The sequence below is a fragment of the Moorena sp. SIO3A2 genome, from assembly GCF_010672265.1.
In the GTDB taxonomy this organism is placed as follows: Bacteria; Cyanobacteriota; Cyanobacteriia; order Cyanobacteriales; family Coleofasciculaceae; genus Moorena; species Moorena producens.
Window position 1 is genome coordinate 19,757 of the sequence record NZ_JAAHHC010000007.1, and the last position, 25,963, is coordinate 45,719.

Consider the following 25,963-nt stretch of genomic DNA (forward strand, 5'->3'; position numbering starts at 1 on the left):
TTACTACAAAACCTTTACCCTATGCTGCATAATTTACCAACTATAAAGGCTGCACTACTCTTACGGTAACTTCTAACCAAGTACTCAATGAGTTCAAACCCAAATCGGGTAAGTCTGTCTCTACAGGCAACAACAATCGTGAGCTGATCACAGCGCATAAGTCGCTCCAGTATGGTTCTAAGACCAAAGCGTTTGTAGTTAAGTCCTGAACCGATGTCCTGGATGATTTCTGCTTGCGGGAAGAGGGAGTGCATGTAGGCAACTTGTCTGGCAAGGTCGTCAAATTGTTTGCTACTACTGACTCGGCAGTAACAGATTGTAGCCCGTTGAATTCCTTGGCTTTTCCCAAGGCGTTGGAGACTACCTGTGTCAAAGAGCCTGTATCCGCTTGGGGTTCTTTCAGATTTGATCGTGCCATTGTCTGCGTACTTCCTTAAGGTGTTCCTGGAGAGTCCCGTAAGTTCGACCGCCTTACGGATTGGTACTAATGCCATTATTTAAGTCTAACAAATAATTCTAGAGATTGTTAGACTTTGTTAAACTTTTTACTACTGTTTACCAACCCTCAAATTGTTCCGTCCTATAGCAGTCGAAGCAAATAATAGGACATACTAGTCATCAAGTCAATGGTTATTAATTAATTAATAAAAGCCTAGTTTCTGACAGTTACGATTTAAGAACAAAAGTCATGAGTGCTATTGACGATGCCATGGGAAAAACTCAAGCTAGTCATATCTTGGAAATTAGCCGAAATACAATTATCTGCTTAAAAAAGAGAAAGTCAACAGAAAATTATAGGTAAAAAGAGGGTTATAAAAATAGATAAACTCCGAAAATCAGGGATTTTTATTAATTTATTGATATTAAAAAAATCAGTTAATTTAATAACGAAATAGCAAAGTTGTGAAAAAAAAATTATTTATATCACTATAAAGCAAGCCTTAAAAATTATTTTTATCCGAAAAAATAAACTTACGGCTATGGAGAAAATAATGAATAAAAAAGGCAAGATTTTCTAGATAAAATTTCTAAAGCGATGCAGAGGTGCGACCCGTGGCGAATTTAATTACGGGTCAAGCGCACCTAAGCGGTCTTGGGGTTTTCCGCCATGAGCGACTGCCGTGGGCTTGAACGTGATAGGTGATGTCGTTCGGTTGGGTTCGAGCTTTGGGCTTGCCCCGTTTCTGATAGTGGGGTTTCGACACCACAGTGCGGGTCTCCAGTCGATGCCAGGGTAAGCGCTGTTCAAATTGATCGAGACCAGCCCATGCATCTGGCTCACAGGCCAACTCTTGCACGCTCAATTTCTGTAGTTTGGTTTGCCAGTGGGGTGTTGCAATGGCTAAGTTTCTTCTGCAGTTGCTTTAGGTCAGACTCCTTGGGCTTCTGACTTTCTACCACAAACCAGTGTTGTTGCACTCCTGGGTATTTGCTATACATTCTCGGATCAGCGATAGCCTTCTATTCCTTTCTCAGTTAATTGTGATTGTGAGACTTTAAAGTCCGGAATATCGGCTAATGGTTAATCTTTCAAGAACATTAAAAATACTATACATTTTCCCGATTTCCAAGAAAGCAGTCGTTAGGCTGAATATATAGAGCAACAATTCATTCAAAAAACGCGATCGCATACACCCATGCTATTTAACCTAGCCAACCTCCCCTACTGGATCTTTTTGGGTATGGGAGTTCTACTGTTTCTGTTAGTCATTGTTTCTGGTGGCGGAGACGATGACATTGATATAGATGCAGATCTAGATCTAGATGTGGATCTCAATGTAGATGTGGATGTCGGTACTGATACAGATACTGATGCCGATGATGATTTAGGTGGTATTGAAATTCTAGGATGGGTAGGTATCGGCAAAGCCCCCCTAATTTTACTCTTGGCAACAGACTGTAGTCTTTTGGGACTTTTCGGCTGGATGTTCAATGTCATGATTGGTGGTGTTACTGGCAGTATTCCCACTGGGTTTTTGGCAGGGGTGGTATCAGTAATGTCATTGTTCCTGACCCTAGTTACCGGAGGATTCATCTCTCGACCGATAGGAAAAATTTTCGCCTCCTTTGGAGAAGATACCAGTAGCGATCGCTTAATTGGCTGTCAAGGTACAGTTTCATCTGCCACCCTTCCCAAGGAAAACCAAGGCAAAATCGGTCAAGTCGATGTCCTAGATCCAGCTCGTAATTTAGTTACAGTCAATGCCACCTTACCAAATTGGGCAACAGTTACTCCTAAACGGGGGAACAAAGTGTTAGTGATTGACCGACACCATCATAACTATCTCGTAGTGCTTAAAGATAGTGCTGATCAGCAAGCCTGGTTTGACAATGCTTATTAGTCAGCAAAGGCCCACAACCTGCTGTGATGTATATCAGTTCGTCAAGATTATCATAAATTTTCTGATTTTCCCTGATTAGTATATAGAGCTCCATTTATCAGCAAATCGATTTAGCCATGTCAAACTCATCGATGAATACAACAACAGTGCAAACTGTTCCGGTACAGTCATCTATAGCCCAGCTTCCTCCTGGAATTCTATTTTTCCCCGGTGTAATTGGAGGTCTGATTGTATTATTGCTATTAAGCATCTGGGCTTACACCAGAGTTTATGTCATCACCCCCAACAACGAAGCATTTTTGCGGACAGGTGGTGTCTTTGTCAAAAAGAAAACGGTTATTCTCAGTGGCGGGTGTGTGGTTTTGCCAGGATTTCATGAACTTACCCGTATCCCACTCAGAGAAATTTCTATTGATGTTGAGCGAACCGGTAACCTAGCAGTTCGGACCCAAGATTACCTGCGGGCTAATATGCGGGTAACCTTTTATGTCTGTATCAATGCCAATGAAGACGATGTGATTACCGCTGCCCAACGACTATCTCGTGAAGGTAAAATTTCCCCCGAAGATATTAAAGAAGCTATCGAAAAACGGGCGGATGATGCTATTAGAGCAGCAGCCAAGAAAAAGAATTTGGCAGAAATTGATTCCGATAAATTAGGATTTGCTGATGAAGTGTTGAATTTAATTCAGCAAGACTTAAGAAAAGTCGGATTAACCCTCAATAATATCGCGATTTCTGAGATAGAAGAAAGTGATACCTACGATACGAATAACTTCTTTGATGCCCAAGGAGTACGTCTGCGCACGGAAACTATTCAAAAATCAATTCAGCAAAAAACTGAAGTTGAGCTAAATACCAAAGTTGCCATTGAAGAGAAAGAACTCAACGCTGAAAAGCAATCCCTACGCATTGCCCAAGAACAAGAAGAAGCGAAACTGGGTCAAAAGCTTGAGGTTGAAGCCCTAAAAGCCCAGCGTGAGCGGGAAATCGAAGAAGCTAAAGCCACAGAAGCAGCCACAATTCAGCGGACTAAAATTTTACAGAATAAGTCTGTAGAAGAGGAAGAAATTCGGAAACTACTGGCCTTGCAGCAAAGCCAAATTGAAGCCGATATCACCCTAGAGGAAAGGAATAAAGCCCTTAAGGTAGCACAAACCCTGCAAAAACAAGAAGCTGAATTGGCAGAAATTAATCGTCAGAAAACCTTAGAAGAGGAAAAGATTCAACAACAGCTGGGAGTCCAAGCTAAGAAAATTCAGGCAGATATTGAATTAGAAGAACGGAATAAAGCCCTCAAGGTGGCACAAATCCTGCAAAAACAGGAAGCAGAAGTAGCTGAAGTTACTCGTCAGAAAACCGTCGATGCTGCGTTGCTTAATTCTCAGGTAGAATTGGCAGAAGCAGAACGAGAGTCAAAAATTGCTCAACAAGACGCTGCGATCGCAATTTCTGAAAAAGAACGCGATCGCTTCAATTCCGAAGCCGAACGAGCTCAAGCTGAAGCCGCTGTAGCCACGGCTAAGGAAGTAGAAGAGGCCGAACGGCAACAACGCCTTTCTATGATTGCTGCTGAACAAGAAGCCGAACAACGGCGGATTGGTGAGCAAAACGTGGTGGAAATCGATGTATTCCGCCGGTCTCGTCAAGCTGAAGCAGCCAGACAAGCAGCAGAACTAGAAGCTGAGTCGATCCGCACCCTAGCAGACGCAAATCGGGATAAAGCCTTGGCAGAGGCAGAAGGTAAACGATCCCTGATCGAAGCCGAAAATTCCATCAGCGATGCTCAGCTAACTGCTAAAATCATCACTACCATATGGCCAGAGTTGGCAAATCAACTACCAGAAATTGCCAAAGCCTTGGCTCCCCAGCCAGGAATTTTGGGAGATACTCGGATTTACTCCTTCCCCGGTGTCAATGGCAATAATGGTAACGGAGCTAGCAGTGTAGGTGACATCAACAAACTACTACTGTCTACCAGTGGCTTATCAATGATTAATGGTTTGTTAGAGGAAGGCAAGCTAGGGGAGTTGATTAGTCAAATCCGCCAGATGATGACTCACAACAGTAGCACAATCACCAGTAACACAATCACACCAAAGGAGAAGAAAACCCCGACCACGGATATCATCCCATCACGGCCACCAGCAACCTCAAACCTTACCGAAAAAAACCACCTTACCCAGCCAAGCATCAAGAAACCGAAATCAGGGAAAGGCTAAGGTGCGCTTGACCTTGGCGAATTAAATTCGCTATAGGTGGGCTTTCCAATGGGCGAGTAAATCGCCCTTGGATCCCACCTCAAGGTGCGCGAACGGGCGCGCACCTGAAGTATTAAGAATTCATAATTGATACTTCATGCTTCACAATTCATAGTTTCTTTGTATAGTTCGAGCAATCTTCGCTCCAATTTGATAACCTAGCTAAAATAATCTCGGAAGAAAAACAGCGTGGATATTCAAATTGGGCGAGGTAAGATAGCTCGCAGAGCCTACGGCATCGATGAAATTGCACTTGTTCCCGGACAGCGGACACTCGACCCCAGTTTGGCTGATACTCGCTGGCGTATTGGCGGTATTGAACGAGAAATTCCTATTATCGCCAGCGCTATGGATGGGGTGATTGATGTGTCCATGGCAGTCAAGTTGTCCCAAATTGGGGCAATGGGGGTTCTCAACTTAGAAGGGATTCAAACCCGTTATTCTGACCCATCACCCATTCTAGACCGCATTGCCTCGGTGGGAAATTCTGAGTTTGTTCCCCTGATGCAGGAACTTTATAGTTCACCGATTAAGCCAGAATTGATTACCCAGCGAATTCGGGAAATCAAAGACCAAGGTGCTATTGCAGCTGTGAGTCTGACCCCTGCTGGAGCCAGTAAATATAGTCAGGTAGTGGCAGAGGCTGGTGCTGATTTAATGTTTGTTCAAGCAACAGTCGTTTCTACAGCTCACCTGTCACCAGAGTCCATCAATCCCCTGGATTTGGCACAGTTTTGTCAGGATATGCCCATGCCAGTAATTTTGGGGAATTGCGTGACCTACGACGTTGCCCTCAATTTGATGAAAGTTGGGGCAACTGCTGTCTTGGTGGGTATTGGTCCTGGTGCTGCTTGTACCTCTCGGGGTGTCTTGGGTGTCGGTGTACCTCAGGCAACAGCAGTTGCAGATTGCGCTGCTGCCCGTGACGACTACTATCTCGAAACCGGTAACTATGTGCAAGTGATTGCTGATGGCGGTTTAATTACAGGAGGTGACATCTGTAAGTGTATTGCTTGTGGTGCTGATGGGGTGATGATTGGTTCTCCTTTCGCCCGTGCCAAAGAAGCTCCCGGACAAGGATTTCATTGGGGGATGGCAACCCCTTCCAGCGTGCTACCCCGTGGGACACGAATTAAAGTGGGCAGCACTGGCACACTTGAGCAAATTCTGACTGGACCAGCCCAAATGGATGATGGCACCCACAACCTTTTGGGAGCATTGAAAACCAGTATGGGAACCCTCGGAGCAAAAAACCTCAAGGAAATGCAACAAGTGGAAGTAGTGATTGCTCCCTCTCTGCTAACAGAAGGAAAAGTATACCAGAAAGCTCAGCAGTTGGGTATGGGTAAATAATATAGTGTCTAGTTGAATACTTATCATTCTTGGTTGTTCATCAATTTAAAATTGAAACTTGACCATTGACAATTACCAAATATTATGGTATTAGATATATCAGCTTTTCTACAGCTTTCTAAAGTTCACTAACAACTGTTGTCAATAGTTCAAGCACAATAGTTCAAGCACAATAGTTCAAGCACAATAGTTCAAGCACAATAGTTCAAGCACAATAGTTCAAGCAATGAGTAGATATACTTATCACGCTCACCGCCTATCGTCAAAATTTTTCGACTGGTAGGATTTTTTCAGAAAGTGCCGGAAAACCTGGTATCATTAAATAAATCTATGACATTGAAGCATCAGACAGCTAATCAAATCTGTTTTGTAGTAAATGTCAAATATGCCCAGATTCTGGGCAAGCGCTTTTGGGAAAATCCCAAAAGCTTTGAGAGATACCTCCCCATCAGTTAATGATGTGCTATACAAGGCTTCTGCAGATGCGGCGGAAATGCTGGGTTAAATGTATCTGGCTTGGAAATTGCTGAAAAAAAATCAACGGTGACATACAATGGAAAAAGCGGAGACAAATGTTTCCGTTCACTCCTCACACCACACTCCGCCCGGACCTAGTTCGGGCGGTTCCTTATTTGGCTCATTTTGAAGGTTGTTCGCCTTTGGCGTCCCTTGTAGGGTAGGTTGTTCGCGTAGCGTGGCCAATAGGCCAAGGTTAGCTGGTTGAAGGTTGTTCGCGTAGCGTGGCCAATAGCCCAAGGTTAGCTGGTTGAAGGTTGTTCGCGTAGCGTGGCCAATAGCCCAAGGTTAGCTGGTTGAAGGTTGAAAGTTGAGAAGATAACCTGTAACCTTCAAACTGCCACCTGTAACCTGTAACCTAATAACCTGTAACCTAATAACCTGTAACCTAATAACCTGTAACCTAATAACCTGTAACCTAATAACCTGTAACCTAATAACCTGTAACCTGTAACCTGTAACCTGTAACCTTCAACCTGTAACCTTCAACCTGTAACCTTCAACCTGTAACCTTCAACCTGTAACCTTCAACCTGTAACTTCTAACCGCGTCACCTGCTGTTCCCGCCCCATGGGAGTGTCAACTTTTGCCCAAGATATTTAATCGGTGTTGTGACTATGGTAGAATTTCGTAGGTACGTAGCAAAAGTATTCGCAAGGATTTCCAGGCATGTCAAAAGCCGCCCCAGTTACAGACTCCAGCTTTCAGAAAGAGGTACTTGAGAGCGACATCCCAGTATTGGTAGATTTTTGGGCACCTTGGTGCGGTCCCTGTCGGATGGTGTCTCCGGTTGTAGATGAGATAGCAGACCAGTACGAGGGTCAGGTGAAAGTCGTTAAGCTGAACACCGACGAAAATCCTAAGGTGGCAGGTGATTATGGTATCCGCAGCATACCAACGTTGATGATTTTCAAGGGAGGTCAACGAGTAGATATGGTGGTGGGTGCAGTCCCCAAAACTACCTTGGGGAATACTCTCGAAAAGCACCTCTAATGGCAAAAGGCTTGTAGGCAAAAGGGGAAATGTAAAAGATTGCTTCCCACCTCCTCAGCTCCTCAGCTATTCGTCACCAATCTTAAATTGACCAACGGACATCTGCAACTTCTGGGCAACCTCTACAGTTGTTCGTAGGGATTGAGAGACTTCCCCAGAAGAATGAGAGGTTTGTCGGGAGGTGGCAGCAATTTCCTGTATTAAGTCAGTAACGTCCCGAGATGTTTTGGCTTGGGAAACTGTGGCGTTAGAAATAGATTGGACTAACTGGTCAATCTCATGGGAGACGGCAACAATTTCTTCTAGGCTCTGTTTAGCCTTGAAAACCATTTGGGTTCCATCAACCACTTGTTTTTTTCCGTCTTCCATGGCTTTGACCACCTCTTGGGTTTCCTGCTGAATGGTGTCAATCACCTGTTCAATGTCTTTGATGGCATTGGCTGACTGGGTTGCTAGTCTACCCACTTGTTCCGCAATCACTCGAAACCCTTCTCCCTCTTCTCCCGCACGGCTCGCTTCAATCCCAGCATTGACTGACAGTAAATTAGTCTGTACGGCTATTTCCTGTACCAACCCCACTACTTTAGCAATCTCCTGAGAAGATTCCCCTAGCAGCTTTACTTTTTTTGCTGTGTTGACTACAGTCTCTCGCAAATTTACAATAGTCTTAACTGTGCTATCCATGGCTTGCCCACTAGTAAGGGCAGCGTTTGAGGCGATGTGAGAAACGTCTGCTGCTTGGCGGGCATTTTTTGAGACGGCTTCAATCGAGTACATCATCTGCTCAATAGAGCTTAGAGTGTTGGTAACCTTATCTGACTGCTCGATGGCTTGCTGGGCTAATTCACCCACTGCCTGTTCATCAGCAGCAACAGCAGTATTAACTTGGGTCGAGGCAAGTTTGACCTGGATCACAATTTGCCGCAAACTTTCAATCAGGGCATTGAAGAAGTCCGCCACTGTACCAATTTCCCCCTCACCCACTTCCGCCCGGACTGTGAGGTCTCCCTTGGCAGCATTTTCCACATTATACAAAAGTTCCAGTACTTGGTGCTGGAGTGCTTCTTTTTGCTGACGTTGTTCAATAGCATTTAACTCCGCCGCCCGGCGTGCTTGTTCGATTTGGTCAGAGGTTGATGCTGCTTTCTTTAGCGCTAAGTCCGCGTCTACTCGTGCTTGTTGTAACTGTTCAAACAGATCAGCTTGGTTGAGGGCAAAGCCAATCTGAATCGCCAATTGCTTTAATAAATCCGCCTCTTCTGGCTGCCAGTCCCGTGGCTCAGAACACTGGTGAGCACATAATAAACCTACCAGTTCCTCCTCATGCAAAATGGGCGCAACTATGTTGGCTTTGACCTGTAGCCGTTCGAGAATCTCACAGTGGCAGCCCGTTAAGCTAGCTTCATAAACGTTATGGCAAACCCAAACTCGCCCGCTTCTGAACCGATCCACAGACCCTGGCCGCAATGGGTCATTGATAAATTTCCCCATGGCTTGAATCCAACCAGGTGCTACGGATTCCGCCATGATTGTTCCACTATCCCACCCTTCATTGAATCTATAGATCACCACCCGGTCGGTTTGCAAGATGCTGCGAACTCCATCTACTGAGGTACTGAGGATATTTTCTGATGTCACAGATTTATAAATAAGGCTGGTAAACTCAGCCAATAACTGGGAGCGCTCCGCTATGGCTTGCTGCAGAAAAGCCTGTTGAGCGAGAGCTTCTTCCTTAGATACGATGTTGTCAGCAAGTTTATTGAAGGTATCTGCCAGTTGACCAAGTTCATCAGTAGCTATTACCTCAGCACGGGTTTGGCGATCGCCTGCTGCAAATTTATGGGTAGTCTGGTGTAGCCTTTTAATCGGTTCAGCAATAGACCGCCCCAGCAGAATTGCCAAAAATACATCTATTGCTAATGCCAAGAACCCAATCGACCCTTGTACCAGTAGGCTACCTGTAAGAAAATCATTCAGGTCAGATTCGCTAGTCCCCCGGACTAATACTGCCACCGGTTCTCCCTGAGAATCCATTAGAGCTTTTGCTGCCATGGTGTAGGTTTGCTCTCCTACCTTCTGACGGTCGGTAACTAACTCGCCCACTTTACCAACATTAACAGCTTTCTCAAGTAGGGATTGGTTAGGTAAGGGAAGATCAGATTGGGCTTGCTCCAAATTGGCAGCTTTACCTTGGTCTAAGGCTGTTACTAAAGCAAATTCTCCCGAAGGCTGACGCAAATAAACAGCACTGTAGCCTCCGTTAAAGGTTTTCAGGGTTTCCTTGACAATCGGTTCCTTGCCATTAACAATATCCCCAGAAACCAAAGCACCAATCACCTCGTCAGTTTTTCGGTCTTTTACTGGTGTGACCGTGTAACGAATTAGGGCACCTTGCTTTAGGGCATCTTGCTTGATCAACCCCTCAGGCAAAGGGGGTGATTCTTTTTTTAATTCTTCCCAGCTTACAATTTGATTGGCTGTAATTTGCTGAGACTGCTTGAGGACTTGACTAACCAGGTTATTGGGATCAAACCTTTCTTCTTTCCGGTCAGCATTAGCATTAACAATAATTCGTAAATCTTTGTCCACCAGAGTGGCATATTCAATCTGGCGAGCCTTAACTTCATTCTGGAGAATCTGCTTAACTTGTCCCTTTAATGACTTGGACAATAACTGATTTCTACTATGGGCAAGAGCAGCTTCAATAATAGCAGTATTTTCCGATTGACCACGGAAACCAAACCCCATTTGGTTGATTTTAATGTTGTAGTTGATTTCTGTGACAGCCAATTCTGACTGAGCTTGTCCACGTAATTGTGCTCTTCCTCCGAATATAATTAATATTGCTCCTACACCCATTAGTGCAGCCACAGAGATTACTTCGGAGGAAAACAAACTAACAATTTGCTTACTCCTAACTGGTAAGTTATAAAACCATTGTAGGCGTGATTTTTTGCTTTGTTGAGAATAAGAAATTCTGAGGGTAGTCGTTGGCTTGATTACGGGGCGCAATTGTCTACCTGTCATTATTAAGTAACTATCCAACTAGTTTAATTAAAAAAAAATAAAAAAAATTATAAGTATCTTATTATTTTTTTTATTTGAATTTTTTGTGATTTCAATAAAATAGAATAAATTTTATTTTTTTTATAGCGGAGCTCATATTAATGAGGTACAGACACCTATTTTTACCCTGTGCCCTGATCCGAAGTTCCCTGTTCCCTAAAATCCAAAACTTGTGGACTTCACCTATTTGATGATAAATGCTATAATTTTTATGACAGTACTGTGTTGCCTGTAATATCGCTAGCCACAAAAAAAAAATAATCGCAATAATAATAACAGAAATAAATTAATTTAAATTAAATCGATTTTTATCTATTACTTTTATCTCTTTTAAGAGATAAATTATTAGGGGCTAATTAGTGTTATGACTCCTATGAATCAAATGATGTGAATCAACTGATGACTCAAACCACAGCCAACTTAACAATGTCCACTAGCTGCTGTTTAGAAAAAGGTTTGGTGAGATAGGCATCAGCCCCTTGTTTCATACCCCATAGACGGTCGATGTCCTGATTTTTAGAAGAACAAATAACAATGGGAATGCTAGTGGTATCCCGATGGTTCTTCAGGCTGCGGCACAACTCAAAGCCACTCATTCCTGGCATAACTATATCTAGAACTATAACATCAGGTTTTTCCGTTACTGCCTTATCCAAAGCATCTTTAGCATCGGCAATACAAATAACTGTGTTACCACTTTCCCGTAGGTATCTAGCCATTAACTCTAACTGAGCCAGGTTATCTTCAACAATCAAAACTTTACTCATAGTTCAATTAATTGGTGTTTAACACTATAATCTAATCATGAACTTGTTGACTGTTGACTATTGGTTTACTATTGACTGTTGACTGTCCAATAGGGTCAACTCAACAAAAAACGTTCAATTCAATAAACTTTTCAAGTTTAGTCAAGTTTGATTTTCATTGACCTAGTAAAAAATAAAAGTTTTATAAAAGTTTTATAAAACTTTTATAAAACTTTTATAATTAATACGGCTAATTAGACCGGTTCTAGCTTACTGCTATGGACTTAATCCAAAGACAGTAGTAGAGTCAGTTGACTGGAGCATACATAATAAAATAACCCCAAGACCAACGGATTAGTGTTAGCTACCGTCAACTGAGGAATTGCTTAAATTTTATACATATGCACTTGACAAGCTCAAGCAGAGCTGTAGAAATGCACTAAATTTGCGCTGTTTAAATTAAGACATATGTCTTAGTTCAATATATCCAAAAAATTTTAGCTTGTCCACGGGGCTAATAAGATAAAATACCACGGGAATGACTAAAATGCTCATGACTGGTATATCTCCTACAGCAACTCCACGGGAAATCCACCGACAGCAATTTCCGGCATTAGCCCACAAAGCCTATTTCAATTTTGGGGGCCAAGGGACTCTGCCTCTGGCATCTCTAAATGCTATCCAACAAGCCTATGAGTATCTGCAGCGCTATGGCCCATTCTCTGGTAAAGTCAATGACTGGGTTACCGAGGAATCCCACAAAACTAGAAGTGCGATCGCATCAGAGTTGGGGACATCAGCAGACACCATCACCCTAACCGAAAATGTTACCGTTGGCTGCAATATTGCGATGTGGGGGATTGATTGGCAACCGGGTGATCACATCCTGATGAGTGATTGTGAACACCAAAGCATTATCGCTACTGCCCAGGAAATTTCCCGTCGGTATCAGGTAGAGGTATCTACTTGTCCAATTATGGCAACTCTAAATCAGGGAGACCCCACTAAAACTATTGAGCAATACTTACGACCTCAGACCCGATTGGTGGTATTGAGTGATCTACTTTGGAATACCGGTCAAGTATTGCCAGTCAAGGATATTACTCATGTGTGTCACAACTACGATCAGAGTAGCCAATTGGTGAGGGTTCTAGTGGATGCAGCTCAGTCAGTAGGTTCTTTGCCGTTAAACTTAACCGAACTGGGGGCAGATTTCTATGCCTTTACCGGTCACAAGTGGTGGTGTGGCCCAGCAGGAGTGGGAGGTCTCTATGTGAGTCCAGATGCCTTGGGCAGCCTCAATCCTACATTTATTGGTTGGCGGGGGATTATTCTGGATAAAGCTGGGAAACCTGTGGATTGGCAACCAGATGGACAGAGATTTGAAGTGGCTACCTCGGCTTATCCCCTGTATGGAGGATTACGTAGTGCGATCGCAATTCATCAGCAATGGGGAACTGCTGAGGAACGTTATCACCAAATTTGTCAATTGAGTGAATACCTATGGCAAGGCTTATCGAAATTAGAAGCAGTCAGCTGTTTGGCTACTTTACCTCCCAAAGCTGGTCTGGTGTCCTTTGTGTTGACTAATGGCAAGCGCCATAACACCTTAGTAGAGTTTCTGGAGCAGCAAGGCTTTTTGCTACGAACTCTCCGAGACCCAGACTGTGTCCGTGCCTGTGTTCACTACTTCACCCAGCCGGATGAAATTGATAGGTTGATTGAGGCCATTGATGGGTTTAGTTCTGATAATTAATCAGAAAAGCTTAAGTCAAAGCTTAAGTCAAAGTTTAAGGAAAGATGCACCCCATTAGATAGTCATGGCCTACGATTCACACACATTTCATACTTTCAATAATGAGGGGTTAGTGTTTGCGATCGCATTTGCAGTTAGGTTTGTTTTGTATTAGTTGATGTCTTTTTTCGTTGACGATTGACCGATTGACCCTTAACGGTTGATAGTTCACTGTCTTGATGCAATAGCGAGTGGGGGAAACCACGGCAATAGCGAGTGGGGGAGACCACGGCAATAGCGAGTGGGGGGAACCCCCTTTGGCGGCGCTGCCTCCCCAAGACCGCGCTGCCTCCCCAAGACCGCGCTGCATCGCTGTCAACCGTTAATATCATGTCAGGATAATTAGCCTCTTCTACATCATGGGTAATCATTAATATAGTGCAACCCGTTCGCTGCCAAATCTGGAGTAGAAACTGTTGCATGGTTTCCTTAGTTTCTACATCCAGTGCGCCAAAGGGTTCATCCATCAGCAGGATTTTAGGATGACAGGCTAGCGCTCTTGCGATCGCAACCCGTTGTTTCATGCCCCCAGATAATTCTTTTGGATAGGACTTAGCAAACCCAGACAGCCCTACCACATCTAAATAATAAGCAGCCTGTTCGAGGCGAAAATGCAATCAGCCAGGTCTAACTAAAGGGAATCACTATGCTAGAGTATCACCCACTACAATACCTTTATATTTGCCTTTCTACACTAAACTACTCAATACTAAGTACTAAACTACTCAGCACTGACCCACCCCATGTCTCAACCCAAAGTCTTCATAACTCGCCGCCTTCCTGATACCAGACTCGAACAACTCCACCAAATCGCCAATGTGGAAATCTGGCCAGAGCGTCAACCGCCTCCCTACGACGTATTGCTCAACAAAGTTAAAGAAATCGATGGCTTACTGTGCCTACTGACAGATTCCATTGACAAGCAAATCCTGGAAGCTGCACCATCCCTCAAGGTAATCAGCCAATTAGCAGTAGGTTACGACAACATTGATATCTCTGCTGCCACCATCCGGGGTATCCCCATTGGTCATACTCCTGGTGTGCTGACTGAGGCTACAGCTGACTTAGCCTGGATGTTACTAATGGCAACAGCACGGCGAGTGATTGAAGCAGATAAATTTGTACGTGCTGGTGATTGGCAGACTTGGGAACCTACTTTATTGTTAGGACCAAACATCAGCGGTGCTACTTTAGGAATTGTTGGCTTTGGACGCATTGGTCAAGCTGTTGCTCGTCGTGGGCGAGGGTTTGATATGGAAATTCTTTATTACAGTCGGCATCGACGGGACTCAGAATTAGAACAATCCCTTGGTGTAAAGTATGCTGAATTCGACGTGTTGCTAAGGCAATCAGACTTTATTACCATTCACACTGCTCTGTCTGAAGAAACCTACCATCTATTTAGTACTCCCCAGTTTGAGCTGATGAAATCCTCAGCGATCGTGATCAACACCGCACGAGGAGCAATCGTAGATCCAGAAGCATTGTACCAAGCTCTAAGCAATGGTCAAATCGCTGGGGCTGCTCTGGACGTAACTAAACCAGAGCCCATTCCCATGGATAGTCCTTTGTTGAGCTTGGATAATCTGATCATTACTCCTCACATTGGCAGTGCAACGTACCAAACGCGATCGCAAATGGCTACGATGGCCGTGAATAATCTTATTGCTGGACTTTTGGGTAAGCGATTACCCCATTGTGTGAATCCACAAGTGTATTAAAATGAAGTTTTAAAATAAATCGGTTTAGTTGAGTTCTAGACTTAATATGAACCCTAAAAAACCGATCCAATCAGCTATTTCAGATATCCAACCAAAACCCTCTAGTCGCCCTAGTCTGCGAGAGAGGTTCTTCGATACCCTCAAGACTAAATACCCTAACATCCAAGCTCTATATGTAACAATTTGTATCATAGCCATCTGGAGTGGTGTTGTCCTGATCTCGGATTCATGGGCACAAGGAACCAATTTGCTTGAGGAGCCTGCCCCTGATTTTGCCCTAAAAGTGGTTATGCGTCACTTTGCTTTGTTAATGCTTGGTCTGCTCATGATATGGATAGATGACCTATCATTGCAAGAGCTGGTAGTTATGAAAAAAACTCTTATAGAAAAAGATTTCGAGGAAATGAATTCGAGGGAAAAGCTCTTCTACCACTTCAAAACCAAATATCCCAACTTATCAACTATGTATACTCTGATCGCAATCATAATTTCCTGGTGTGGGATATGGGGGTTGTTTTGGGACATACCTATTCAACCTTTTTGGCGATCACTAATGACAATCTTTATAGGCTTCTTCCTGCTGTATATTGATGATTTGAAATTGGACGAACTAAACTAGACTAACTAAGTAGTAGGACACAATTAAAAATGCTATAGCGACAATTATTTATCTGGACTCAGCACTCAGGTTGAGCTAAGTAAACCTTGGTACGATATGTCAAGTAAACTAAACCTTTGTGATCACACCAGCTGTTGTACAATTCCTGCAAATCAGAGATAAGTTTCTGGTGCGCTAATCCTTCTCGTGGGATATAGGAGACGCTCATAGCACGACCAATCAGACCATCTTTGTCTAGCGCTTGCTGATAAGAAAAAGTGTAGGAATAGACATGAGGAAACAATCGACTAGCGAGCAAGGGGTCTACCGAACACATGCGGGACTCGGCGGGATGATGATTGGAGGCGATTTGCACTAGATGACTATAGCCTTGGTTGACACTCCCCGCCCTGGAAGGACGGGGATTCTTGCTTGGCCTATGGCCACGCTGCGCGAACAACGGGGTGACTTGTTTAACCAAGCCGGAGCCAGGAAAAATAGAGGTCGCCTCGACCCAAGCGTATTTAGTCTATGACCTAGGTTTCGGTGTGCCCCACCGTACCTAAATTATTTAATAAATTTAGACAAACAATGTTTTTTAATCTTAATTTTCATAGACGTCCAAATCCCTAGATTTGATTATGCAACATGATTATCTCAAAACAGGTTTTTTACATTGTCTACTTATTTTAAGATTATGTTTATCTAAAGTACCAAGTTATTTTTTAATTATGTGTCTAATCATCCTAACATGCTAGATGAAAACTGTCAAGGCAGATCTAAAAAAAGCCGTCCGTTGAAGTTACCGTAAGATAGTGGAGCCTTTATAGTCGGCAGGTTATGCGTAAAAGGTAACGGTCTTTTGTAATAAGGCTCCACTATCTAAGGTTTCGTCTCCTATAAGGACGGGGCTTTAAACCCAATTTTTTTGGTAAAATCATCTTGGCGGTTGCGGTCATTCCAGACCACAGCTAATTTTCCAGTAGGGTTTAGGATACGGCGGAACTCTAGCAAACTTGGCTCTGGGTCAAACCAATGGAAGGATTGAAAGCAAGCCACTAAGTCAATGGATGCATCAGGTAAGTTGGTCTGTTGAGCAGTTCCATCCCGGAATTCAACCAATGGATGGGTCGTAGCAGCTTGTCTCATCTGAGTATTGGGTTCGATGGCAATAACTCGCACTCCCCGTTGAGCTAGTAGCCGAGAGGAAATTCCTGTTCCTGCACCAATATCCGCAGCTACCAGTTGCCCTCTGTTCTCAAGTCCTTCCAGAATCTTGTCGATAGCTGCAGCTGGGTAACTGGGTCGGTATTTGGCATAATCTGCCACCAGCTCAGAAAATCGACTCTCTGGGTTCATCTGGTGTAATGGTGTTGTCTCAAGGTTCGTTTCGCCCATGATTTATACCAATCAGGATTTAGGCAATCACTCTACTTGTAGGGTAGGGTTAGTGGACAGTACTAGTTGTGTTGCCAGATTAGCAATTTTGACAAAGATTTATATAACCCGTGAATTGAGATGATTTTAGGCTTCGATCCAGGACGAGATAAATGTGGTGTAGCAGTGATGGAAAAAGAGGGTCAGCTGCTAACCCATGAGGTAGTCGCTTCAGGAAATGCGATCGCAAAACTCCAGCAACTGTGTCAACAATTCCCCATTGAAACCATTGTGATGGGAGACCAAACTACTGCCAAGAGATGGAAACAGAAAATCCAGGAGGAATTACCAGCATCAGTACCTATTGTCCTGGTAGATGAGCGCTACAGTAGTTTAGAAGCTCGCCCACGCTACTGGCAAATGTATCCTCCCAGAGGGTTCCAACGGCTCATTCCCCAAGGAATGCGCCAACCTCCTCGACCTATTGATGATATTGTGGCAATTTTGTTAATCGAGCGCTACTTAATCAAAGGCAAAAGCTAGAAGGGATATCGTCGTCTTCCCTTGGGCATTACCTATTGACAGGATGCTCAAGCCTGTTCTAACTTTCCCCTCTTATCCCTTGTGATCATATATTATATCATGTTTGTGAGGTACATTTTTTTATGGTTAATACTACATACTTGCTAAAACCCAGAACAAAAGTACCTCACCGAATTGATAACTGCTATAGTTCAGCTCGAATGGTAAAAGCATAGTTTCCTCCTGCTTCGAGCTGGTAATCCCACTGTTCTAAAAATCTGCCAAGGGGTTCCTGAATCAAGGCACGGCCCAAAGAGGGGGTGACTAACAGCTGACTTATCCGAAAATGCCATTGAAACTCCCATTCATAGTCTGCAGCTTGTACTTCCCCTTCAATCTTGCCCTGTTGCCAGCAGTGCCGCGTAATTCTGACGTAGGCAGTGGTTTCAGGCAAACCCTTTGCACTCACAATGGTAAAAAATCCTAATCTGCTTTAAAGACATAGGTTAGCAGACCTGTTGGGAGAGAAGTCAATAGGGATCAACCCGAATGTGGTATCAGTCTGGGTGGTTGATACCCAAGGCAACCAGATACTGATGGATGCTTTTTACCAAAAGATTTGGGTTTAAAGCCCCGTCCTTCGTTGGCCTTTGGCCACGCTACGCGAACGACGGCTTTTCCTTTTGTGTGCTATTATAATATTATAAGTAATAAACTAATATTTAGATAGGTATTATCTAATCATAAGTAGACAACGTAAAAAATATGTATTAGATACGTATTGCGTAATTTGGTAAGCACGACTATAACGTCTATGAAAAATTTAGATATAAAAAAGTATCTATCTCTAAAAAAAAAGTAAAGGTACGGTGGGGTTAGAAGTTACCGTAAGAAGAGTGGAGCCTTTAAGGTTAGTCGGCTATGCATAAAAGGGTTAAAACTTTATGATTAAGGCTCCACTCTTCTAAGGTTTCGTCTCCGGCACACCGAAACCTAGGTTAGAGACCAAATACGCTTGTGGAGAGGGGATCCCTATTTTTCCTGGCTCCGGCCTGGTTAAACAAGTCCCCTCAGTGAAGCAAGAATCCCCGTCCTTCCAGGGCGGGGAGTGTCAAAAAACCCTTCCACGCATAAAAAATCAATAATACTCAATCCCTACAGCAAGCATAACTCTCGTGGCTCTTGACTCCTGAATACAGTCACCCTTAGTACTGGTCAGCATTTATTCTTATAGGTAATGCTTTTAGGTAATAGTTAGAATAGATACTGGTTGATATTAAATCCCTGCGATATGCACCACCAACTCCCGGTAGTGAGCCTGTCGCCGATGCTCCCAAATATAAATTCCTTGCCAGGTTCCTAGGAGCAATCTCCCTTGAGCAATAGGAATCTGTTCCGATGTTTTAGTCAGTGCAGTGCGGATATGAGCAGGCATATCATCGGGACCTTCGGCACTATGGCTATAGCTTTTGCCATCTTCTGGTACTAATTTAGCAAAAAAGTTCGATAAATCCGTGAGGACATCAGGATCAGCATTTTCCTGAATTACCAAACTTGCCGAGGTATGACGCAGGAAAATGGTACACAGTCCAGTCTCCAGTCCTGATGTAGCAACCACGGATTGAACATTCCCGGTAATGTTAGAGAAGGATTTACCGGTAGTCTTAATTTTGAGTCGTTGTTGATAATGAGTCATAGAAGGGTTGGTTAATCGAGCCGCTGCTACCCGAGCTGTTTCAGTTCCTCCGATGGTGTTTCGGAGGTTTCTGTGGCTACACCTGTTGGTGGATTTTCAGCAGACTTATCCACCACAGGTGTTTCGGAGGTTTCTGTGGCTACACCTGTTGGTAGATTTTCAGCAGACTTATCCACCACAGCAGCAGTTTCTGATGACTCTATAGTATCTTCTGATAACGACTCAGGGACAGTTGCCAATTCTGCAGCAGTTTCTGATGACTCTATAGTATCTTCTGATAACGAAGTATCTTCTGATAACGACTCAGGGACAGTTGCCAATTCTTCTGTATACAGCTTATCCAGTTGAGCAGCAGTTTCTGATAACTCCGGCTTTTCTGCTGATTCTGGCTCAGTTACAGATTGATTGTCACAGGACTGATCGGCCTGCTCGGAATTTTCCGATGCCTCTGGATTCTCTGGATCCCCGTCACGCCAAGGGGAATCATAGTGATTCCAAGGCAGAATAGGCTCGTTGGGCAGGTTACGGGTCAAGACAGTGATGTTCTCTGGGTCTGGTTCCGGTAAACTCAAGGGTTCTCCAGAGGGTTTGTTATTAACCTGTTTAGAATTCATAGTCTCAGCGAAAGCCAACAATACATCACATCAGTTTAAGCGCAGGAATGCAAAACTCTGCTATGACATTCAACGTAATAATCAAGGCAACCCCCCAAGTTACATAAGCAGAATACTTCAACGATAGAGAAAAATCTTCTAATCGCTGTCTGTTTGCATTATAAGTCTCTACCAGGTTAACCAGCATCTGTAGCTGGTATTGTTCTGGTGAGAGTACCAGGTAACGTTCTAGGAATTTTTTATCTCCCAAGTTGGGACTGACTGCGATCTGACGCGGGAGAAAAGCACGGATTAGTAGGGTAAAATTAAGCATAAATCCCAGTATCTCAGCAATACCAAAGGGGCTGCGAAAAAATACTAGTCCAGAGATGGTTAAACTCGTTAACAAGGCTCCGTTAGTGACAAACAAGATATTGAGCTTTGTGGTCAAGGTTTGACTGCGCTCCCTTTGTTGATCAAGTACCATACGAACGTCTCGTGCTGCCAACTCTAGGCTGGGGAAAGAGGTCTGCTCTTTAGAGGTTTGCTCTTCAATAGTAGAGGTTTCTGGTGTGTCGATGGACTTTGGGATAGAATTATGGCTATTCTGGATCTGTTCTATAAGCGAATCTACGGTAGATATCATGGCAGGGGCTATTTAGGCTATTTAGTGTAAGTCTGGAGGTAGTTAACAATATCTTTAGCAATCTTGTCTGTTCCATCCTTTACCAAGCTTTGAGATTTTCTGGGTGGCTTGGGAGTATGATGGAGGAATTCCCACTTGCCGTGGAAAAATTCTGTCGGTGTTAAAATCTGGTGGTGACCGTAGTCTTGCACCCCTTCTATTAGGATAGCGGCTTCAGCAAATCCCGAGCGGGTAACTGAAGAAATAGGTATATCCAGGCGTAAGGCTTCAGCAAAAGTACTGTAGCCCGGTTTGGAAATCACTCGCGAGCACAAGGGCATGAAATCCACTGGTCGATAGTCGTGACCCTTGATTTTAAGTAAATTGGGTAAATCTGGCGCTTGAGAGTCAAATGTGATAAACTGCCAGTTAGGGAATCTAGATAGATTATGGTAAGGAATTTGTTCTAACCCTAATCCCCCAAAGGTGAGTAAAGCAGTTTTAAACTCTGGAGACTTCAGATCAAAATGCTTCCTTAATTGATCTGTACTGTACCCTGGTGACCCCCCTGTCAACCCCACATCGGTGATATGGGTGAAGGCGCTCATGGGTTCATGTAAAGGAAGGCGAAATAAGCGATCGCATTTTCCATAATACTCACTAATCCAATCGGCAATCTCAGCAAACTCTCCTCCCCAGTCTCGATAGATGAAGTCCCAGCCAAAGTTACTCATCATCCAACAGGGAATGTCAGCCGCTTGAGCAATACCTACAGCTAAGGGGGGAATATCGGCTAATATCAGCCCTACTCGATTGTTACGAATAAAGTCAACCTCACTAGCAATAATTGATCTAGCATTGGAACGAATTTGCTGTAGTTTGCTTAAGGTTACCTCTTTATCCATTGTTAAGCTGTCGGTTTGAATAACACCAACATCAAAAGCCCGTGGGCGATGAATAAAATCCCCCGGAATGTAGGATTCTAATAACCAGCGTGGTATTGTTGTTACTAGAATCAGTAAGATATCCGGACACAGTCGTTGAATAGCCGCAGCTACGGAGGCAGTACGTACAGCATGACCAAAACCGTGGCTAGTGATAGCGATGTATAAAACTGGTCTAGACATTCTAGGAGCTCAGGTATTGAGTTAATTGAAGGCTTTCATGCAGGCTAACAAAAATAAACCACAAGTGGCTAACTTTGGCAGTTACTACCTTGATTATAATTTCCACACTTTAAAATCAAATTCAGAAAAAAATTTAAAGTTTATTGTTTAAGGAGTTGAAAACGTGCTGGAATATATCACTTTACCGAACAACGTTTTGCCACCTGTAGCTCCTTATTCCCACGCTGTTCGGGCAGGAGATTTTCTATTTGTGACGGGACAGCTAGCTGAAGACCCTGTCACTGGAAAAGTAATAATTGGGTCAATTGAGGAGGTGCGACCCCGTAATTTAATTCGCCATAGGAAAGCGCACCTTAAAGACTAAACAGGTAATGGAAAACTTGAAGCTGGTTTTAGACCATGCTGGCACTAGCTTCGATCAGGTAGTTATGGCTCGCATTTTTGTGACTGATTTTAGATACTACCAGACAGTGAATGATTTATATGCTTCTTATTTTAACAAAAATCGGCTCCCTTGTCGAACAACGGTTGGAGTCATAGGTCTGGCTGGTAATGGTGATGTAGAAATTGATTTGATTATTTATTGTGGTGATTAATAATAATTTTCAATTAGCAATTAGCTTGCCCGTTTCGCCCATGGTAATATAGGCATTTAAATTTATAACTGTTAATAGTTTTGCCTTTTTTATTGGATAGTTCAGTTCACTTTTTCTCGAACAAACCGAATTCCCTCCCAAGCTGGCATTCGACCAGTTCGTCGCTCATCCATTAATAAAAATAATGTGTAAATTGGAGCAATTTTATCCCTATTACTGGCATACTTACGGCTTAAGTCTTGACAATTTTTAACCGTCAAATGAACAGGTTTCAGGATTTCAGGATTGGTAGCAGCTTTTTGATAAATATCAGCTCGCACACTCCAGGCAATAAATACTAACAGCACATAGAAGCGAAGTAATTTAAGATCTGGGTTTTCGTATCGGTCAAGGTCGAGGTTGAGGTAGGGATTGAGGTTGATATATTTACCTAGCTTGAGGTCTTTGTATAGGTCTTGGTATGGCTCAAGGTTCTGGTAAAGGTATCGATCGAGGTCGAGGTTTTGTTCAAGCTCTTGGTAAAGGTTTCGGTATTGGTAGAGGTTAAGCTCTAAATACCGGTAGAGTTGGATATCTAGGTATCGGAACAGTTCTAGTTCCCCCTCCAAGTTTAGGTTTAAATCTAGAGCTATATCTAGTTGAACAACATTAGCTAATTGTTTTTGCCAATTTTTCCACTTAGCTGCTTTTATCCCCACAATCACGTTGTGTTCTTTTTCCTGGCACCAGCAACCTACTGGCTGTTCAATGGCTTGGTACTCCTGTGCTTCATCGGAAGTGGGCAATCTGTACCTGAATCCTGGTGTTGAGTAGTTTTGAGTCAACCATTTACAAAATGCTTTTGCATCACGAGCTCCAATTCCAGTAATTGGCTGATTTCCCTCTAACGCTATAAAGCGTTTGCTTTCCCAATGATCTGGCTGATGAGACTGACCTGCTGCTAGGCTTTGATCCAAAAATAATTGATACTCAGCACAGGTAATATAACTCAAGCCAATTTCGATTCTGTCATCAATTCGGAATAGTTGATTCAACCGCCTAGATAACTTAACCTCTGCAGCTAACTGAGCAATTTCTTGATTAGGGGATGCTAAATCGGCTGCTAGGACTTGTTCAAGTTGTTGCTCTAGCTTAGGCTTAACGGTCAAGCCTTGCGCTAGGCAATTATAGGCAAAAGCTAAAGACTCTTCTGTAGCCTTTTCCAAGGCCGCACGAATCAAGTTAGTGCCATCAGCATCCGACGCCCAGAAGCGGATAGTTTCAGTCCACCAGGGATTATCCACATTTTTAGTCAAGATCTGCTCTTGGTTCAGTTCCTTTACCTGAGCAGCGGCTAAATAGTCCTGAAAACTCTGGTGAGCAAACTCGTAAATACCTAGCCTCCTTTCCACTAGTAACCCAGTAGCTGTCTCTATATGCTTAAGAAATTCCTTTGGTTTTAGTGGACTCCCTGCCACTGATGCTAGGTGCTCTTGACTATCAGATGGGGTGAATTCACAAGTTTCCTGTTCCATCAACCCTAGTGCTAGTCTTTGTAAGACTGATTGTTTTTGGACAGTTGTTAGGGGTCTAGGGATGTTCTGAGCTGATGACACCTCTAGCAATACATGGCAAATTTTGCTGTAAAGTTCTCCCCGACGCTCTGGTAACATGCTACCGCAAGCGTGAAGGGTAGCTATCATAGTTAGCAGCAGTGGGTTGCTTGCCATTGAAGCTATCGAGGGATTATTTCTAATCCGCTCTACTAAATCCTCAACTTGCTTCTGAGCTGATAATTGTTTACTGGGACTAATAATCTTAGCTTGTCGATACCAGCCCTGAAGAAATTGCTGAATTTGGTTGAAATTGAATGGTTGTACTTCTAAAACTGTTTCGATCTGCGACCCCAGTATACTACGATAGCCCTGGTGACGATATGTCAGGATAAAAGCAGTTTGGGGATAGGTTTGCATCTGCTGGTTAACCCATTGACTCACCTGCTGACTCTGATCCGGATCAGCTATTTCATCCAACCCATCCAACATCACTAAGCATTTGCCATTTTCTAACTGATCCCGAAACCAATTAGCAGGAGGTTTCTCCAAGCCTGCGGATTGACCCAATCCTGGTAATGACCCTTCCTCAACTTGTTTCGTAACTAGCTGTGCCAATAATGGTGTTTGCTCACTAGTAATGCGATCGCAACTATTCCGCAAATCTACCAGTATAGGAATTAGTTTTGGCGCTTTATACTGGCGGTGAGCATTGTTGGCATAGGTCAGGGTCAAATGCTGCAACGTAGTGGTTTTTCCTGACCCTGGGGGGGCAATGATTGCCAAATGTCGATAGGCTGGTCTTTTAGGTATTTTGGCGATAAAATCCCAAATTTCCGGACTGATCTGAGATTGATGGGAGTTTGTCTTAGGTAATGGTCTATTACCTGGAATTTTTGTAGCGAATCTTAGGGGGACAAATACCTGCTCGAAATCCAACCTTGATAGCCTTGTGTTCAACACTACTGTCTTCAAGTCACGAAAACCGTAGACTAAGCTTTGGTAATACTTGTCTTGAAACTGTGAGGTTGATTTTCCGTCGTTAAACTGTGAGGTGAATTTTCCCCACAACCCCATGACCAAGTTTTCTTCCGGTTCCAAAGCTTTTGACTTGTTTTGGAACGATGGCTTGTCCGACATGTTTTCTGGCATAGTGATGCTACTGCTACAAAGCCCCTTGCTTTCGAGTGTAAGCGAGTCTAATACTAAGTTGCCGCTTAAAGATGTAATTTACTGGTAAGACTATCCTTGAATTTGACTGTTAACCGTCAACGGTAAACGCTCAATCCTCTTGGGCAAAAAACTGTTGCAATAGTGACCTCGTCATAACCCAATTTGCTGTAAACAGGCTGACTCGATCACAGTCGAGGAACACTTATAAATTTTACTAAAAAATGCTATACTTCAGATATATATTTACAACTATTAGTAATCTAATTGAGTCTTTAGCATTTTATCACTGTCATTCTTTGTCTGTCATTTGTGATATCTTCGTTCGTGTCGTATTACTTTGTAAAAATGGTAGAATAGATAGTCAATGAATGTAGCGATTAAGCGAGTCCTATCACCCCTAAAACCTTACCTACGCTGGGTAATCTTAGGTGGGACATTATTCTTTTTAGCAAAAGCCTTGAAAGACAACTGGCAAGAAGTGCTAGCGATTCGGATCAGCACTTCTGGATGGACTTGTTTAGCGATCGCTGTTGGCGTGACATTACTAGCCCACACCTGGACTGGCTGGGTTTGGCATTGGATGCTGCGGGAATTCGACCAAGAACCAGGGGTTGGGTGGTGTATCCGGATCTATCTCAAAGTTAACATTGCCAAATACTTACCAGGTAACGTTTGGCACTTCTATGGTCGGATCTGGGCAGCGAAAACAGCAGGAGTTCCATTGGGAGTAGCTACTCTGAGCGTGTTAATGGAACCTCCCATGATGGCAGTAGGTGCTTTATTGCTGGCTTTGATCAGCTCTCCTTTGGCCAGCCGGATCATTCAACTCCCAATTCTGTTTGCTGTACTGATACTGATTCATCCTTGGTGTTTAAACCCATGCCTACAGTATTTAGCTAAATTAACAGGTAAGAAGAAAAGCATTGAATCGGGTGTTGATCAGATTATCCGGGTCAAGCGCTACCCAATCCTACCATTGTTGGGGGAATTGGGCTTTTTGGGATTGCGAGGTTCAGGCTTTTTGCTTACCCTGTTAGCCTTAAGTCCAATCAGCCCCAGCCAACTCCCCCTGTTGCTTAGTGGGTTTAGTGTAGCTTGGCTGTTGGGCTTAATTGTCCCAGGGGCACCAGGGGGAGTTGGGGTATTTGAAGCCACTGCAGTGGGTTTACTAGAGCATGACTTTGCTCCGGCAGTGGTGCTGAGTTCGGTTGCCTTGTATCGTTTGATCAGTATTCTATCAGAAGTTGGCGGTGCGGCACTGGCATGGTTAAATGAACCTCCAAGCGATCGCTCTTCTAATCAAGATGAAGAATGAAGTCTTGATACTTCAT

General features: G+C 43.5%; 23 protein-coding genes and 3 pseudogenes. 11 read left to right on the forward strand and 15 right to left on the reverse strand.

What is annotated here, in order from left to right; all coding sequences use genetic code 11:
• Positions 1-14: 14 nt before the first annotated feature.
• The 3 genes from F6K64_RS09465 to F6K64_RS09475 form a co-directional block, all read right to left on the reverse strand.
• Positions 15-494 (reverse strand): IS607 family transposase, encoded by a 480-nt coding sequence (locus F6K64_RS09465; RefSeq protein WP_008191475.1) that lies wholly within the window; start codon positions 492-494, stop codon positions 15-17.
• Between the two features lie 579 nt (positions 495-1,073).
• Positions 1,074-1,298, reverse strand: a complete 225-nt coding sequence (locus F6K64_RS09470) for a hypothetical protein (RefSeq protein WP_008191476.1) — start codon at positions 1,296-1,298, stop codon at positions 1,074-1,076.
• On the reverse strand, positions 1,279-1,440 hold the full coding sequence (locus F6K64_RS09475; protein WP_008191478.1) for a hypothetical protein: 162 nt from the start codon (positions 1,438-1,440) through the stop codon (positions 1,279-1,281). Before F6K64_RS09475 ends, F6K64_RS09470 begins: the two co-directional genes overlap by 20 nt.
• A gap of 197 nt (positions 1,441-1,637) precedes the next feature.
• Here F6K64_RS09475 and F6K64_RS09480 point away from each other — a divergent pair, with 197 nt between their 5' ends.
• From F6K64_RS09480 to F6K64_RS09490, 3 genes are all read left to right on the forward strand, one after another.
• Positions 1,638-2,342 carry an OB-fold-containig protein gene (locus tag F6K64_RS09480; protein ID WP_008191480.1) on the forward strand — a complete coding sequence of 235 codons (705 nt, stop codon included), beginning with the start codon at positions 1,638-1,640 and terminating at the stop codon, positions 2,340-2,342.
• Between the two features lie 116 nt (positions 2,343-2,458).
• The gene (locus tag F6K64_RS09485) at positions 2,459-4,564 is read left to right on the forward strand and encodes a flotillin family protein (RefSeq protein WP_131826844.1); all 2,106 of its coding nucleotides are present in this window, start codon (positions 2,459-2,461) and stop codon (positions 4,562-4,564) included.
• Between the two features lie 228 nt (positions 4,565-4,792).
• On the forward strand, positions 4,793-5,956 hold the full coding sequence (locus F6K64_RS09490) for a GuaB3 family IMP dehydrogenase-related protein (protein WP_008191485.1): 1,164 nt from the start codon (positions 4,793-4,795) through the stop codon (positions 5,954-5,956).
• Between the two features lie 582 nt (positions 5,957-6,538).
• On the opposite strand, the gene F6K64_RS09495 is transcribed toward F6K64_RS09490, so the two are convergent.
• Positions 6,539-6,712 (reverse strand): hypothetical protein, encoded by a 174-nt coding sequence (locus F6K64_RS09495; RefSeq protein WP_154659989.1) that lies wholly within the window; start codon positions 6,710-6,712, stop codon positions 6,539-6,541.
• 429 nt (positions 6,713-7,141) lie between these two features.
• Here F6K64_RS09495 and trxA point away from each other — a divergent pair, with 429 nt between their 5' ends.
• Positions 7,142-7,465 (forward strand): thioredoxin, encoded by a 324-nt coding sequence (trxA, locus tag F6K64_RS09500; RefSeq protein WP_008191489.1) that lies wholly within the window; start codon positions 7,142-7,144, stop codon positions 7,463-7,465.
• A gap of 66 nt (positions 7,466-7,531) precedes the next feature.
• Here trxA and F6K64_RS09505 read toward each other — a convergent pair whose 3' ends face one another.
• Positions 7,532-10,492 carry a methyl-accepting chemotaxis protein gene (locus F6K64_RS09505; protein WP_008191491.1) on the reverse strand — a complete coding sequence of 987 codons (2,961 nt, stop codon included), beginning with the start codon at positions 10,490-10,492 and terminating at the stop codon, positions 7,532-7,534.
• Positions 10,493-10,935: 443 nt separating this feature from the next.
• Entirely contained in the window at positions 10,936-11,298 is a 363-nt protein-coding gene (locus tag F6K64_RS09510; RefSeq protein WP_008191493.1) for a response regulator transcription factor, read from the reverse strand.
• A gap of 532 nt (positions 11,299-11,830) precedes the next feature.
• On the opposite strand from F6K64_RS09510, the gene F6K64_RS09515 reads away from it, so the two are divergent.
• Positions 11,831-13,033, forward strand: coding sequence for an aminotransferase class V-fold PLP-dependent enzyme (locus F6K64_RS09515; RefSeq protein WP_008191495.1), 1,203 nt, complete (start codon positions 11,831-11,833; stop codon positions 13,031-13,033).
• 383 nt (positions 13,034-13,416) lie between these two features.
• Here F6K64_RS09515 and F6K64_RS09520 read toward each other — a convergent pair.
• Positions 13,417-13,680: pseudogene (locus F6K64_RS09520) on the reverse strand (ATP-binding cassette domain-containing protein); the annotation flags it as partial.
• Positions 13,681-13,815: 135 nt separating this feature from the next.
• Between F6K64_RS09520 and F6K64_RS09525 the strand changes: the two are divergent.
• Together F6K64_RS09525 and F6K64_RS09530 are read left to right on the forward strand one after the other, a co-directional pair.
• Positions 13,816-14,793: a 2-hydroxyacid dehydrogenase gene (locus tag F6K64_RS09525; RefSeq protein ID WP_008191500.1), complete on the forward strand. Its 978-nt coding sequence runs from the start codon at positions 13,816-13,818 to the stop codon at positions 14,791-14,793.
• 46 nt (positions 14,794-14,839) lie between these two features.
• Positions 14,840-15,412 carry a hypothetical protein gene (locus F6K64_RS09530; protein ID WP_008191502.1) on the forward strand — a complete coding sequence of 191 codons (573 nt, stop codon included), beginning with the start codon at positions 14,840-14,842 and terminating at the stop codon, positions 15,410-15,412.
• 58 nt (positions 15,413-15,470) lie between these two features.
• Here the strand turns inward: F6K64_RS09530 and F6K64_RS09535 are convergent, their stop codons facing one another.
• Positions 15,471-15,767 carry a hypothetical protein gene (locus F6K64_RS09535; protein WP_165691815.1) on the reverse strand — a complete coding sequence of 99 codons (297 nt, stop codon included), beginning with the start codon at positions 15,765-15,767 and terminating at the stop codon, positions 15,471-15,473.
• 3 nt (positions 15,768-15,770) lie between these two features.
• On the opposite strand from F6K64_RS09535, the gene F6K64_RS09540 reads away from it, so the two are divergent.
• Positions 15,771-15,926, forward strand: a complete 156-nt coding sequence (locus tag F6K64_RS09540) for a hypothetical protein (RefSeq protein WP_287263690.1) — start codon at positions 15,771-15,773, stop codon at positions 15,924-15,926.
• A gap of 395 nt (positions 15,927-16,321) precedes the next feature.
• Here the strand turns inward: F6K64_RS09540 and F6K64_RS09545 are convergent.
• Positions 16,322-16,789: pseudogene (locus tag F6K64_RS09545) on the reverse strand (class I SAM-dependent methyltransferase); the annotation flags it as partial.
• A 120-nt stretch (positions 16,790-16,909) separates the two neighbouring features.
• Between F6K64_RS09545 and F6K64_RS09550 the strand changes: the two are divergent.
• The gene (locus F6K64_RS09550; RefSeq protein WP_287265347.1) at positions 16,910-17,311 is read left to right on the forward strand and encodes a pre-16S rRNA-processing nuclease YqgF; all 402 of its coding nucleotides are present in this window, start codon (positions 16,910-16,912) and stop codon (positions 17,309-17,311) included.
• 184 nt (positions 17,312-17,495) lie between these two features.
• On the opposite strand, the gene F6K64_RS09555 is transcribed toward F6K64_RS09550, so the two are convergent.
• From F6K64_RS09555 to F6K64_RS09575, 5 genes are all read right to left on the reverse strand, one after another.
• A complete protein-coding gene (locus F6K64_RS09555; RefSeq protein ID WP_287265349.1) occupies positions 17,496-17,759 on the reverse strand; it encodes a DUF3146 family protein in 264 nt (87 codons plus the stop codon).
• 807 nt (positions 17,760-18,566) lie between these two features.
• A complete protein-coding gene (locus tag F6K64_RS09560) occupies positions 18,567-18,986 on the reverse strand; it encodes a secondary thiamine-phosphate synthase enzyme YjbQ (RefSeq protein WP_287265351.1) in 420 nt (139 codons plus the stop codon).
• A 26-nt stretch (positions 18,987-19,012) separates the two neighbouring features.
• Complete coding sequence (locus tag F6K64_RS09565; RefSeq protein ID WP_287265352.1) at positions 19,013-19,600, reverse strand: hypothetical protein; 588 nt, start codon at positions 19,598-19,600, stop codon at positions 19,013-19,015.
• Positions 19,601-19,625: 25 nt separating this feature from the next.
• Positions 19,626-20,225, reverse strand: coding sequence for a hypothetical protein (locus tag F6K64_RS09570; RefSeq protein WP_229424213.1), 600 nt, complete (start codon positions 20,223-20,225; stop codon positions 19,626-19,628).
• Between the two features lie 17 nt (positions 20,226-20,242).
• The gene (locus F6K64_RS09575; RefSeq protein WP_287265354.1) at positions 20,243-21,331 is read right to left on the reverse strand and encodes a glycosyltransferase family protein; all 1,089 of its coding nucleotides are present in this window, start codon (positions 21,329-21,331) and stop codon (positions 20,243-20,245) included.
• Between the two features lie 163 nt (positions 21,332-21,494).
• Between F6K64_RS09575 and F6K64_RS38825 the strand changes: the two are divergent.
• Positions 21,495-21,927, forward strand: a pseudogene (locus F6K64_RS38825) (RidA family protein).
• Between the two features lie 101 nt (positions 21,928-22,028).
• Here the strand turns inward: F6K64_RS38825 and F6K64_RS09590 are convergent.
• Positions 22,029-24,611 carry an NACHT domain-containing protein gene (locus tag F6K64_RS09590; protein ID WP_287265359.1) on the reverse strand — a complete coding sequence of 861 codons (2,583 nt, stop codon included), beginning with the start codon at positions 24,609-24,611 and terminating at the stop codon, positions 22,029-22,031.
• A 385-nt stretch (positions 24,612-24,996) separates the two neighbouring features.
• On the opposite strand from F6K64_RS09590, the gene F6K64_RS09595 reads away from it, so the two are divergent.
• On the forward strand, positions 24,997-25,947 hold the full coding sequence (locus F6K64_RS09595) for a lysylphosphatidylglycerol synthase transmembrane domain-containing protein (RefSeq protein ID WP_008181983.1): 951 nt from the start codon (positions 24,997-24,999) through the stop codon (positions 25,945-25,947).
• The last annotated feature ends 16 nt before the right edge of the window (positions 25,948-25,963 follow it).